The sequence below is a fragment of the Methylotenera sp. genome, from assembly GCF_029946165.1.
Lineage (GTDB): Bacteria > Pseudomonadota > Gammaproteobacteria > Burkholderiales > Methylophilaceae > Methylotenera.
This window is the reverse complement of the sequence record NZ_JAQSDZ010000026.1, coordinates 1-12,161: the sequence shown is the minus strand read 5'-3', so window position 1 is coordinate 12,161 and position 12,161 is coordinate 1. Positions and strand designations below refer to the sequence as shown.

At 41.0% G+C, this 12,161-nt stretch carries 16 protein-coding genes; all 16 read right to left on the bottom strand.

Annotation, left to right across the window (positions count from 1 at the left end):
* Positions 1-4: 4 nt before the first annotated feature.
* A complete protein-coding gene (locus tag PSV17_RS13305; RefSeq protein ID WP_300483480.1) occupies positions 5-265 on the bottom strand; it encodes a hypothetical protein in 261 nt (86 codons plus the stop codon).
* A 9-nt stretch (positions 266-274) separates the two neighbouring features.
* On the bottom strand, positions 275-487 hold the full coding sequence (gene nifT, locus PSV17_RS13300; protein WP_300483478.1) for a putative nitrogen fixation protein NifT: 213 nt from the start codon (positions 485-487) through the stop codon (positions 275-277).
* A 67-nt stretch (positions 488-554) separates the two neighbouring features.
* Positions 555-1,697, bottom strand: a complete 1,143-nt coding sequence (locus tag PSV17_RS13295) for an aminotransferase class V-fold PLP-dependent enzyme (protein ID WP_300483476.1) — start codon at positions 1,695-1,697, stop codon at positions 555-557.
* Positions 1,694-2,041: a DUF3024 domain-containing protein gene (locus tag PSV17_RS13290; protein WP_300483474.1), complete on the bottom strand. Its 348-nt coding sequence runs from the start codon at positions 2,039-2,041 to the stop codon at positions 1,694-1,696. Before PSV17_RS13290 ends, PSV17_RS13295 begins: the two co-directional genes overlap by 4 nt.
* Positions 2,042-2,050: 9 nt before the next feature.
* Positions 2,051-2,290 (bottom strand): nitrogen fixation protein NifZ, encoded by a 240-nt coding sequence (locus tag PSV17_RS13285; RefSeq protein WP_300483473.1) that lies wholly within the window; start codon positions 2,288-2,290, stop codon positions 2,051-2,053.
* The gene (locus tag PSV17_RS13280) at positions 2,283-2,651 is read right to left on the bottom strand and encodes a nitrogen fixation protein NifZ (protein WP_300483470.1); all 369 of its coding nucleotides are present in this window, start codon (positions 2,649-2,651) and stop codon (positions 2,283-2,285) included. The genes PSV17_RS13285 and PSV17_RS13280 overlap by 8 nt, the downstream gene beginning before the upstream one ends.
* Positions 2,641-3,432, bottom strand: coding sequence for a 4Fe4S-binding leucine-rich repeat protein (locus tag PSV17_RS13275; RefSeq protein WP_300483468.1), 792 nt, complete (start codon positions 3,430-3,432; stop codon positions 2,641-2,643). The genes PSV17_RS13280 and PSV17_RS13275 overlap by 11 nt, the downstream gene beginning before the upstream one ends.
* Positions 3,422-3,931, bottom strand: a complete 510-nt coding sequence (locus tag PSV17_RS13270) for a hypothetical protein (RefSeq protein ID WP_300483466.1) — start codon at positions 3,929-3,931, stop codon at positions 3,422-3,424. Before PSV17_RS13270 ends, PSV17_RS13275 begins: the two co-directional genes overlap by 11 nt.
* A gap of 37 nt (positions 3,932-3,968) precedes the next feature.
* Positions 3,969-4,358, bottom strand: coding sequence for an iron-sulfur cluster biosynthesis family protein (locus PSV17_RS13265; RefSeq protein WP_300483464.1), 390 nt, complete (start codon positions 4,356-4,358; stop codon positions 3,969-3,971).
* Between the two features lie 9 nt (positions 4,359-4,367).
* Positions 4,368-4,589, bottom strand: coding sequence for a 4Fe-4S binding protein (locus PSV17_RS13260; RefSeq protein WP_300483461.1), 222 nt, complete (start codon positions 4,587-4,589; stop codon positions 4,368-4,370).
* Positions 4,590-4,645: 56 nt separating this feature from the next.
* Complete coding sequence (gene nifB, locus PSV17_RS13255) at positions 4,646-6,229, bottom strand: nitrogenase cofactor biosynthesis protein NifB (RefSeq protein ID WP_300483458.1); 1,584 nt, start codon at positions 6,227-6,229, stop codon at positions 4,646-4,648.
* 223 nt (positions 6,230-6,452) lie between these two features.
* Positions 6,453-8,069 (bottom strand): nif-specific transcriptional activator NifA, encoded by a 1,617-nt coding sequence (gene nifA, locus PSV17_RS13250; RefSeq protein WP_300483455.1) that lies wholly within the window; start codon positions 8,067-8,069, stop codon positions 6,453-6,455.
* A 138-nt stretch (positions 8,070-8,207) separates the two neighbouring features.
* Complete coding sequence (gene glgX, locus PSV17_RS13245; protein WP_300483452.1) at positions 8,208-10,298, bottom strand: glycogen debranching protein GlgX; 2,091 nt, start codon at positions 10,296-10,298, stop codon at positions 8,208-8,210.
* A 445-nt stretch (positions 10,299-10,743) separates the two neighbouring features.
* Positions 10,744-11,115, bottom strand: coding sequence for a response regulator (locus PSV17_RS13240; RefSeq protein WP_300483449.1), 372 nt, complete (start codon positions 11,113-11,115; stop codon positions 10,744-10,746).
* A 53-nt stretch (positions 11,116-11,168) separates the two neighbouring features.
* Positions 11,169-11,801, bottom strand: coding sequence for a response regulator transcription factor (locus PSV17_RS13235; RefSeq protein ID WP_300483447.1), 633 nt, complete (start codon positions 11,799-11,801; stop codon positions 11,169-11,171).
* 253 nt (positions 11,802-12,054) lie between these two features.
* On the bottom strand, positions 12,055-12,161 hold a 107-nt coding region (locus PSV17_RS13230), incomplete at its 5' end, for a DUF1328 domain-containing protein (RefSeq protein ID WP_300483709.1).

The window sequence follows — 12,161 nt, the reverse complement described above, 5'->3', positions numbered from 1 at the left end:
TAACTCATTTATGCGCAACTACGATTGCCGTTGCTGTACTTAAGTCACTCGTTAATTGCACACAATGTTCACGTCCATCCAACAAATATAAATTGTAATTATCTAGTGAGCGAAACGGTGCCTCGTCAATATCTGCAGCAGACATACGTAAAAAAGATGTTTTAGGAAAACAGTCTTTGAGCATGGGTAGGGGGTTGTTTGAAAGTTGATGGAAATCGAGCAGAGACGATTCAATTTCATTCATGGTTTCAGTCGAGATGCACATGGCTAGCTCCTAATCTTCACTTAAACGTTTTGCTTCAATGGTAATGGGTAGGCGAGTGCCTTCTGGCATTTCTGGTAAAGCCAGCTGCCAGCCATTTGCTAAGGTAATAGTGCCGCCAAATAAATCTGGCATTTCATGCGAGACAATGTTTTCTTCTAAATCTTTTTTTGGAACATATGCAGACAACACACCCACCTCGTTACGTCTAATCATAATTTTCATTGTTAAGCCTTTTCTATAGTGTTAAATGACATAGTGTTAAACGACGATTTCTTTATTCAGTGACTTTTTACACATTCACTGGCGAGCGCATTTCCGTTACAACCTGGGTAATAATTTGAGTGAGCATTTTCACTTCACTATCTGTGGTTTCTTTTGACAGGGATAACCGTAATGAACTGAAAGCATCTTCACGACTGAGTCCCATCGCCAGCAATACATGTGAAGGATCGGTGCCGCCAGCAGTGCATGCACTACCTAGTGATGCCATCACGCCAGCTTTGTTAAGCTTATGGAGTAACTCTTCGCCATGCAGCCCTGTAAAACATAAATTTGTTGTATTCGGCACGCGTGGTTCACTGCCATTAGCGCTAACAAAAGGCAGTGTTTTAAGCACAGTTTGTTCAAGCTCATTTCGTAAAGCGGCAATTGTAGAATTGGCATTACTCATGGTTTGCTGAGCAAGTTGGCAAGCAACGCCTAGGCCAATAATGCCCGTAATATTTTCTGTACCTCCACGGCGGTTTCGTTCTTGATGCCCATAAAGTAAAGGTTTAGCGGTTAAGCCTTTTTTCACATACAACACGCCAACGCCCATAGGTGCGTGTAGCTTATGACCTGAGAACGAAAGAAAGTCGCAGGCAATTTGTGCGACATCTAAAGCAATTTTCCCCGCTGTTTGCGCTGCATCAGTGTGAAATAAAGCGCCTTTTTCATGAGCGATGCTCGCAACTTCAGCAATGGGGAATATCACGCCAGTTTCGTTATTAGCATGCATTAAAGTGACTAAGGCGGTATTTTCATTCACCGCTTCTTTTAGTCTTATTAAGTTCAATTCGCCTTTTGCGTTGACTGGCACTTGAATGACTTCTATGCCCGTTCTTGATAGTTCATCTAGTAATCTTAATGTTGAAGCGTGCTCTACAGCGCTCGTTACAATACGGCTTCGGTTAGGATGCAAAGCGAGTGCGCTTATTATCGCCATGTGGTTTGATTCTGTTGCGCCACTGGTAAAGACAATCTCAACAGGGCTTGCATGCAGAAACTTAGCCACTGCCGCCCGCGCTGTCATTAAAGCCTCTTTCGCAAATTGCCCAAACTGATGACTACTTGAAGGGTTGCCGTAGTGCTCAGTAAACCAAGGCAACATGGCTTCCAACACTTCAGGCAAAACCCGTGTTGTGGCGTTATTATCGAAATAATAGCTAGTCAACGCCAAAACTCCTTTTTAGGGTCTGCAATCAATCTTGCTAGTAGGGCAGCGAGGCTTAGGTATTCTGAATGGGGTTTCCAACGATTATGTTCATCGTCTTTTTGATATAGCCGCCAAAAATCACCTGATTGATACTCAATGCGCGCAATATCTATTTCACCACCTTCGGGATCCACACTTCTTGAACAACAAGGGCTTCGAACAAGATATCCCTCAATATCTGGCGATACCTTAGGCGCCACATATTTATAACGCTCACGCTCAGCCAAGGTTTTTTCAATTCGTTTACGATCAACCTCATTCGGATGCGGGCAAATCTCAGTTTGGATGTGAGCGGCAATCATTTGATTCACCTAAGCAAGTGAAATCTCATCTTCAAGCACACCAACTACTTTACCGTTTGTAAACTCAACGAGATAAACGGGTATGCCTGTTTCTTCTACAGAACCAACATTCACCACTTCACCACGCATACCTTTTTCAACGAGCACAGCTTCCATTTCAACATCGGGAAAGCTCCCGTCATTGAGTAGGTCAACTTGACTACTAATGGTTTGGCCCCATTGGAATTTTGCAATTTGTGCTTCAGCCATGTGCTTGCTCACTTTCTATTATTGTTTCAGCGTCTGTTTCATTTCCTGTTTCGCCATCTGTTTCAATCTCGTCGTCTTCATCTTCTTCCACAAAGACTTCTAACTCTTTACCGCGCATACCTACTCTGTAACCTAGCTGGTAGAAATCGACACCGTAGATATAAAACTGTTGTAAGAAAGTACCAATACTGGTGACATAACCTACATCGCCTTTGCTGACTAAAATGTCACCCACTTCACGACCCGGAAAAGTGCCATCGTTACGCACATATTTTTTCGAAAAGACTTTTTGACCATAATCGAATTTAGGTGGATTCACCAATTCAACAATATCGCTTTCACGGCTAATTTTAGTGCCCATGCTTATTCTCACTTTGCATATCAGGGTTAATTCGGTTACTTGCTGTTGCAGCCACTATTTCATCTTCATCCTTGGTTAAAACTGCTAGGTATTCAAGAGGTACTCGCTCCGCAGTTTCTAAGCGCACACGCCAATCTGAGTCGAAACGAAAGGGCGGTAGTAGCGCTGCTGGTAATCTGCGTATAGCAACAAGCCTTACGCTCTCTTCAGCATCATTTGCCAGCATGGTGAGCCATTCCGTACCAATTCTTTGAGCTACTTCTTGCCGTACTGAGGTGTCTACATCTCGTGCTAAATGAAACAACATGCTTGGGGCGATGCGACGTGCGATGACAACTCTCACGTAATAATCTGGATCATTGAGCATTGTGCTTAATGATGTAATTTCCATGCGCAACGCTACGCGTATGCGAACTTCACGGTCTTCATCAAGAATCATTTTGATTAATAGCTTAGGCGGTAAACGTAAAGCCACGCTGGCACGCACTGTTTCGTCAGGGTCGTTAATCAGGCGATTGAGTTGGAACAAATCTAAATATTTAGCCGCTACCGCACGCACTTCAAAATAAGGATGGGCTATATAAACGCTTGCCAAGCCTGGGTTCGTGCCAAAAAATCGATCTATGCGCTTGGCGTAACGGTCATGCACGCAAGAGCGTAGTGGGGCACATGTGCCTAATGCTAATCTGTCGGTATGCGCGCAAGTTTCGCAATTAATTGCATTGCCTTGCCAGTCGACACTGGGAATTTCGTTAGTAGGTAGCGCCTTGTCAATCGTCATAATCGTCTATATCCCTACGTAATAAGACGTCCAAAAGTACTTGCCCACCGACTTGGTTATGCTTATCTAGTTGCAGTAACTTCTCTGTCGCCGCCCAACCTTGCTCAATTCTCTCCATACGAAGCAAAAGATAAGCGTAGGCTTTCAGGCAGAATAGATAAAAGCGGTTGGCTGCTTCATCGCTACTAAAATTAGCATGCGTTGGCATGACTTGTTGCCACTGTTGTGGTAAACCTAATTCTTTTGCAACAATAATTAAACATACCTCCGCCACCCTTAGCGCCTCTTCTAAACGACCCTTGTAGAAGTAATAACGATATTCACCAATATGGACAACCGGGTTATCAGGCGCAATCGCTTTGGCTAGTGCCAAATGCATTTCTGCTTTTGTACTATCTGCATAAGCGTGGCTTGCAAGCCGTAATTGCATTTCAGCTACGGGAGATAAATTACTGTAGCGGTTTGCAAACCATGCATTGTCAAGCGCTTCATTTTCCATATAGGTTCGATTGCATCAATATTTAATCAATATTAGATCAATGTTTACGCTGAATGCTTTCAATGCTCACCGTGGCAGGACCAGCATGTGAATGGTCACCATGGCTATCACCACTGCTACTGCAACCACAACTGCCGCCTTGTACTGTAATGAAAGTTAGACCAGATTCCATTGGCGTGTCTTTAAAATCAATGGTTGCGCCTTCTAGCAAAATACGTGATTCAGCAGGTAAAAATAATCTTAGTCCGCTCGCTTCAACAACTGCATCGCCATCTAGCGGTCCAGCTTCAACAGTGAACTCAGAACTTAAGCCAGAACATCCGCCTGGGCTGACGACTAATCTAAATCCATGCTCAGGCGTACCGCCATTAAAGCGAATCATACGACCGATAAATTTTTCAGCTTTGGGTGTAATTGAAAGTGCCATTTTTATTCCTTAAGCTGCTTGATAACGTGGATATGCGGTGTCGATAATGCAGGTGTTATCTACAGGGCAGGCGGCTACACATTGAGCCTCGTCAAAGTGGCCGAGACATTCGGTACACTTTTCAGGTTTAATGTAAAACACACCATTTTTTTCGAAAATAGCGACATTCGGACATTCAGGCTCGCACGCTGAACAACCAGTACACTGTGAACCAACGATTTTGTATGCCATTTTATTTCTCCTCTTTTTAATATTTAATACTTAAGATTTAAGCGGCTAATTAACGCTTATGCCGCCATGAATGCACCTTGTCGAATGGCTGCATCGCCGCGTGCCACGTGGGTAATTTCACCTTTTGCAACACGTGCACGGTAATCTGCAAACCAAGTTAATGCTGCTTTTTCAATAAACTCATGGGCATAGGCATCCACTGGCTCAATACCTGCCGCCAAAAGCTCATCACGTGGGCAAGCGCCAATTTTTGCAACTAATACGGCGTGACAATCATTGATTGCATTGACGATAGAAGGCAGTTGTTCATCTTCACCAAAGCCACCTTGGCAATACAAGTCAACACGACGATGTCCAACAAATGTGGTTGAAGATGAAGTAATTTCGTAAATTTGGAACTCTGTTGCATGTCCAAAGTGTTCGTTAACCTTGCCGCCGCCAGTGGTGGCAACTGCAACCATCACTTTCATGCTGTCATCAGCATCTGCTGTAACCGTTGCCAATGCATCATGCTTAGCGCTTTGTTGTGCTTGACGCTCAGCTTCAACGCCTTCTTGATATGCACGACGTTTTTCTAAGTCGTAAACCACATCCATTTGTTCAATTTGGTCTAAGGTGAACTCATCACTTCTGTCTTCACCTAATAAACCAACCGCATCAGCACGGCATTGGCGGCAATGACGCATTAAATTAGCGCCACCCATACAAGCATCTTGAACGTCTTTTAATTCTTGAGCAGAAGGACCGCGTTGACCTGTTAAGCCATATACAGTGCCATGTTCAGCTTCTGAAATAAGCGGCATGATGTTATGCAAGAATGCACCACGTGATTTCACCGCACGATTCACTTCATACAAATGCTTATCGTTAACGCCAGGAATTAATACTGAATTGACTTTAGTCAGCACGCCGCGCGCGGTGAGCATTTCTAAACCTTGCATCTGACGGTCAGTGAGGATTTGTGCTGCTTCACGACCGTAGTAGCGTTTATGGTTATAGAAAATCCATGGGTAGATTTTTTCACCCACTTCAGCATCAATCATGTTGATCGTAATCGTCACGTGGTCGATGTTGTATTTGCAAATTTCATCAACATATTCAGGCAGCATCAAACCATTGGTAGAAAGGCATAACTTGATGTCTGGTGCTTGCTCTTGCAACATGCGAAATGTTTCAAAAGTTTTTTGTGGACTAGCAAGCGCGTCGCCAGGGCCAGCAATGCCTAATACAGTCATTTGAGGAATTTCACTGGCAACGGCGATGACTTTTTTCACAGCCTGTTCTGGTGTTAGTTTTTGCGACACAACACCTGGGCGAGATTCGTTTGAGCAATCATATTTACGATTGCAGTAATTACATTGGATATTACAAGCAGGCGCCACAGCCACATGCATACGAGCATAGTGGTGATGAGCTTCTTCAGAATAACAGGGATGGTTTTTCACTTTCTCCCAAACTTCTGGAGACATATCTTCAGGTCCATCAGAAGTACCGCAGCTGGCTTTACCTTCGCCACCCGTGGTTTCGCAGCCAGAAGATTCTGGTTGTCCTGTCACCTCAACCTTAATACCTATCAAAGGTTTAAGACGGCTTAAACTAGGTGATGTGCTTTGCGTTATGTTTTCTGATGCAGATGCCATGATGAGATCCTTTATAGTCAGTTTGACTAGAGCACTGCAAAACGCGTGCCACATGCAGGATTTATTTATTTATCATATAAAACAGGCGATTACAGGGGTGTTTGCTGCGCTAGACAGCTTGTCGTGATTACGACAAAACAGCCAGATTTGTCGTGAAGGGTACAGGGGCGGGGGAACTGATTTTACTTTTCTTGGAACGTGTTTCTACAGGCTGATTTGCTGCCTAAAACCGTTTAACTTCAATATTGTATTTTCTTAATGCATAACCCATTTGACGGGGAGTTAAATTGAGTAAGCGAGCCGCTTTAGCCTGCACCCAACCACTTTTTTCCATCGCATTGATTAGTTGTTCACGCTCGGTTTGTGAAAGTGGCTCATCATCAATATTCGAATATTCTGGTTCTGGTATCTTTGATAGATGGGATGGTGCCGCTGCGACTGGAGCAATGGAAATAACGCCCCCAGTAGGTTGGTATTTCCACAATGTGGAAGACAAGCATTGATTGGTTTGACAAGGGATATCAACCTCACGAATAAGGTTAGTACGGGACATAGTAGCAAAGCGTTCAACACAGTTTTCTAACTCACGTACATTGCCAGGCCAGTGACAATTACTTAGCACATGCATGGCTTCTGGCGTAATGCCTACTCTTGCATTATTGTCACGATTAAATCGAGCAATGATTTTTTCAACCAATAGCGGAATATCATCTTTACGTTCACGTAAGGGCGGTAAATGTATTGATATCACATTGATGCGAAAGTACAAATCAGAGCGAAAATCCCCCTTATTCACAGCCTCTTCTAAATTGCGATTGGTTGCGCAAATTAATCGTACATCTACTTTAATTGTGCTATTTCCGCCCACACGTTCAAATTCTCGCTCTTGTAGAACACGTAATAACTTAACTTGGAAAGCAGGGGATACGTCGCCAATTTCATCCAAAAATAAGGTGCCACCATGTGCCTGTTCGAACCGTCCTATACGGTCTTGAGTCGCACCAGTAAATGCGCCTTTTTCGTGTCCAAATAACTCCGATTCTAATAGACTCTCGGTGAGCGCTGCGCAGTTAACCTTAATGAAAGGCTTGTTCTTGCGTGAGGATAGAAAGTGTATAGACCTTGCAATAACTTCTTTACCCGTGCCAGACTCACCACGTAATAAAATTGTGCTTTTACCTGGTGCGGCCATATGCACATCAGCAAATACCTCTTGCATCCGCTTGGATTGACCTACGACATTATCAAGACTGTATTTGCCACCTAATTCTTTTTGTAATCTTGATTTTTCTTGTAAAAGTTGTTCCCTGTCGTTGGTAACCTGCTGATTTAATGAGATAGTTTGACCAATTAAACTTGCCACCATAGACAGTAGCTGTAAATCATCTTCAAAACCATGCCAATGATCAGCGGCATTGCGCTCAAACGAAAGCACCCCAATGGTTTCCCTACCTACCTTTATTGGCACGCCTAAAAATGAAATTGCTTGATCTTTTATTAGTCTTTTCGCACCAGTGCGATTCAGAAATAGGGGCTCATGCGCTACATTTGGAATAACTGCGGGAAATCCAGTTTGAAAAATCCTCCCTGTCACTCCTTCGCCAATGGCGAATCGACCTCGAGTTGTTTCTTCTTCGGTGAAACCGATGGAGGCAATGATACCAAGATCTACTGCATTTTGTAGAACGCAAACCATTCCACGTTGCATATTTAAATGGTTGGCAATCACATTCAACACCTGTCTCAAGGTTTTATTGAGGTTAAGTGAGGAGCTTAGAATCTTGCCGATTTCGTAAACAGTAATCAGCGCAATTTTACTGGAGGTTTGCAATGAGGACATGACATGACGTCCGTAAAAAAGTTTATCGTATTTTATTATAAGCAATTTACGTACCATAAAGTCAGTTTATGGTAATGCCATGACACTCAATTGATTTTGAAGCGCACTAAAATGTATACCTTCTAATTGTAAATTGAATTATGAGGATTGCTGGATTACTTCACCTTCATAAACATACATTGAGTGCGGCGCCAACACCAAATGATTTTTAGAATTTTCCACGTCCTTGATTTGTACTGTTTCCTTGTTTAGTACGGTAGTGATAAGAAACTTCCACTTAAATAAGTCAGTGCAAGGCATGACTGCTTCAACATTTACATGAGAGGCATTCAAGAATACTAATATTGAAGCTTCATTTTTATGAAAAGAACTAAATTTAACCATCATTGATTTACTATTCGGATCTCTCCATTGCTCGTTGGTCATGGCTGAACCATTCACATTTAGCCATGCAACATCAGAGTTTCCGTGTTCATTTAATTTACCCGTTAAAAACTCAGCTCTAGAGATTGCATTATATTTTTTGCGGATGCTTACTAAGCTTCCTACAAAATTGATCAAATTCTCATCAGCCTTATCCCACTTCACCCAGCCTGTTTCATTGTCCTGACAGTAAGCGTTATTATTTCCAAATTGAGTATTATTTAATTCATCGCCAGCTAACAACATAGGGATGCCCTGAGAAAGAAATAAGGTAGCAAGAAAATTTCTTTTTTGTTGTGCCCTTAATGCATTTATCTTTGCTGAATCAGTCTCGCCTTCAGCGCCACAATTCCAGCTACAATTATTATCACTCCCATCTTCATTATCATTAAGATTAGTTTCATTATGTTTTTCGTTGTAAGTGACTAAATCATGTAATGTAAAACCGTCATGAGAGGTTATAAAGTTAACGCTTGACCAAGGTCGGCGATGGCGCTCGTTAAATAAATCGCTTGAGGCAGCAAACCTACTAGCAAAACTAGAGAGTATGCCTTCTTTCCCTTGCCAAAATTCTCTGGTTACGTCTCTATAATCGCCATTCCACTCTGAAAACCCAGGGAGAAAATATCCTAACTGATAGCCACCTGGACCCACGTCCCATGGCTCTGCAATTAACTTGCGTTGACTTAACACGGGGTCTTGTAGCATTGCATGGAATAAAGCATGGTTTGAATCAAATCCATCTTCTTTGCGGCCTAATGTTGATGCAAGGTCAAATCTAAAGCCGTCAATGCCATAAACCGTAGCCCACAAACGCAGACTATCCATGACCATTTGAAGCACTTTAGGATGAGTTGTGTCTAAGGCATTTCCACAACCTGTTAAATTGTCGTAATAGCGAGGATTTTCAGGCGCTTGTTTATAATAGCTAAGATTATCAATACCTTTCCAAGATAAAGTGGGACCTAAATGATTGCCTTCACAAGTGTGGTTATAAACCACATCCAATATCACCTCGATACCCGCTTTATGTAAGGTATCAACAGTTTGGGAAATCTCCTCTAACTCGCCGGAGGCCATGTAAGCTGGCTCTGGCGCAAAAAATGACAGTGTGTTGTACCCCCAATAATTCGATAGATTCTTATCCAGTAAATAATGCTCTTGGCTAAACGCGTGAATAGGTAAAAGCTCTATTGCGGTTACACCAATTTTCTGTAAATGATTAATTAAAGCAGGCGCGTTTAGCGCGGCGAACGTGCCGCGGATGTCATTTGGAATTAAAGGGTGCTGCATGGTAAGCCCTTTAACATGGGCTTCGTAAATGACTGTTTTTGGCCATTTGATATTTGGCAGTTTTGCTTTCACTAGAACTGCTGGATCAATGACGATAGCTTTAGGCATAAAAGCCGCACTATCTCGACCATCTAAGATTAGATCGGAATCTGGTACGTCGTTAATGGTATAGCCATAAAGCGACTCATCCCATTTGATTGAGCCTGAAAGCTTTCTAGCATAAGGATCTAACAACAGCTTATTAAAGTTAAATCTTAGACCTTCTAATGGACTCCAAGGTCCATCGACGCGATAGCCATACAGTTGTCCAGGCTTCACATCATCCAAATATCCATGCCAAACACCATTAGTACATTCTCTTAGAGGGATACGTTCTTCTTCAAAGTCTCCATTTTTACTAAAAAGACAGACGGTGACTGAAGTCGCATAATCTGAAAACAATGCAAAATTCGTTCCCTTACCATCAAAATATACTCCGCGTGGGTAAGGTAATCCTTCTTTTACTACTCTCATTTTTACCTTTCTATTAGGAGATTATGCTTAACTCAAGTGTTTTGTATAAAATTTGGAAGTGGTTACATAAAATTGGCATTCAATTTGGAAGTGAACTTTTTCTGTGAATAATTCTTTTCATTGCATCAAGATAATCTAAAGCCAAAGTTAACTTAGAAATGAAGATAAAGTGATGGAATACCTAAACGCTTACCATGTAAATTAATTAACAAATAGCGATTAATTTTTTTGTAAAGGCTAACTGCTTATGAATGATAAGACATAAGACTTGTCATAATCTGTACGTTTACACACACAAAAGTTGAGTGGAGTCTAGAAAAAAGCTACCGAGATTGAGGGCGAAATATGTGACGGTTTACAGAAAACCATTCAGAGCATTAACTCCAATATATTGGATTTAATGTTGCATTGAATTCAACTGTTAGATTACTTAAGTGTGAATATGTTAATTCAAGGATTCATGCACTATTGATTGAATGGCACTTTCAAAATCTAATGATTTGTCATAAAAGTACTTAATATTCAACTTCTGGGCTAATTTTTTATAATAGCTATTGCCATGGTTAGTTAGCATCACCACGGTTGGCGGTTTAAAGGCATAAAAGTCCTGCATAGTATGCTTAACCACATCAAATCCGTTACCTTCATTCAATTCTATGTCAGCAATAATTAAATCATATTGCATTTCATCAAGAAACGTAATTGCTTCATTTTTGGTGCTAGCAACATTCTCTATTGAAATGTTTTCATATCCAGAAAGCATGTCCTTTATGGCATCTCTGAGCAAAGGAGAATTTTCAACAAGTAATAATTTCACTCCATACCCCAATTAAGTTTAGCTCTTCTATAATCAGCATTGGTTAATAAAAATTAAATAATTAAGCCATATTTGATGGCGTAATAAGTCATATCTGCATTTGTTTTTAATGACATTTTTTCTAATATACGCGTGCGATAAGTGCTCACAGTCTTAATGCTAATATTTAATTCATTAGCAATTTCTATGGGGCTCAAACCGCCAGCTAGTTTAAAAAATACCTGAAACTCTCTTTCAGAAAGCGTCTCGTGAAGTTGTTTGTCAGATGGATTACTCAACTCATTGGTTAAAAGTTCGGCCAGTTCAGCAGAAATATATTTTCTACCGTTAGCGATACTTCTTATTGCTTTAATAATTTCATCTGAATCTGCATCTTTAGACAAATAACCTTTACAACCACTACGCATCAAATTCAGTGCGTATTGCTCTTCGGCGTATCCGCTTAAAATCAGCACAGGCAAATTTGGGGCAATATGCTTAAGATCATGCAGTGTATCTATGCCATTCTTTTGTGGCATTGTTACATCGAGTATGACAATGTCGTACTCGTTTTTTCGGATAAGATTCAAAGCCTCAATACCCGTTGATGCTTCATCCGCTACTTGTAGATCTTTTTCTAATTCAATCAGGTTTCTTAAACCTTGCCTGACAATTTGATGATCATCAACAAGCAAGATTTTTTTCATAAGTTTCTCGATAAATAATAAATTATATTAAATTTAAATTGACGCGCTTGAGTCAATTTAGATGTTTTCAATAGATGAAAAAAATAGCTTAAAAGTAACAACTATCTCCTAATTACCGCTCTTTTAAGCATGTGATAATAATCACATAAACGTAAATACAGCGGTAACTATTGATGCGAATATTACAAGATAGAAAGCAACTTTAAACTAATTTAGTAACTTAAGTATATATCTTTTCATACAATCAAAATTATTAATTCCTTGATTTTAAAAATGAAAATATAGCCAAGACAAGAAAAACTATAAATAAAACTTTTGCAATACCAGCAGCAGTTCCTGCAATACCACCAAATCCTAAGA

Excerpts from the sequence above, each read along its gene's own strand:
- PSV17_RS13305 (WP_300483480.1), bottom strand. The coding sequence starts at position 265 with ATGTGCATCTCGACTGAAACCATGAATGAAATTGAATCGTCTCTGCTC.
- nifT (WP_300483478.1), bottom strand. The coding sequence starts at position 487 with ATGAAAATTATGATTAGACGTAACGAGGTGGGTGTGTTGTCTGCATAT.
- PSV17_RS13290 (WP_300483474.1), bottom strand. The coding sequence starts at position 2,041 with ATGATTGCCGCTCACATCCAAACTGAGATTTGCCCGCATCCGAATGAG.
- PSV17_RS13285 (WP_300483473.1), bottom strand. The coding sequence starts at position 2,290 with ATGGCTGAAGCACAAATTGCAAAATTCCAATGGGGCCAAACCATTAGT.
- PSV17_RS13280 (WP_300483470.1), bottom strand. The coding sequence starts at position 2,651 with ATGGGCACTAAAATTAGCCGTGAAAGCGATATTGTTGAATTGGTGAAT.
- PSV17_RS13275 (WP_300483468.1), bottom strand. The coding sequence starts at position 3,432 with ATGACGATTGACAAGGCGCTACCTACTAACGAAATTCCCAGTGTCGAC.
- PSV17_RS13270 (WP_300483466.1), bottom strand. The coding sequence starts at position 3,931 with ATGGAAAATGAAGCGCTTGACAATGCATGGTTTGCAAACCGCTACAGT.
- PSV17_RS13265 (WP_300483464.1), bottom strand. The coding sequence starts at position 4,358 with ATGGCACTTTCAATTACACCCAAAGCTGAAAAATTTATCGGTCGTATG.
- PSV17_RS13260 (WP_300483461.1), bottom strand. The coding sequence starts at position 4,589 with ATGGCATACAAAATCGTTGGTTCACAGTGTACTGGTTGTTCAGCGTGC.
- nifB (WP_300483458.1), bottom strand. The coding sequence starts at position 6,229 with ATGGCATCTGCATCAGAAAACATAACGCAAAGCACATCACCTAGTTTA.
- nifA (WP_300483455.1), bottom strand. The coding sequence starts at position 8,069 with ATGTCCTCATTGCAAACCTCCAGTAAAATTGCGCTGATTACTGTTTAC.
- glgX (WP_300483452.1), bottom strand. The coding sequence starts at position 10,298 with ATGAGAGTAGTAAAAGAAGGATTACCTTACCCACGCGGAGTATATTTT.
- PSV17_RS13235 (WP_300483447.1), bottom strand. The coding sequence starts at position 11,801 with ATGAAAAAAATCTTGCTTGTTGATGATCATCAAATTGTCAGGCAAGGT.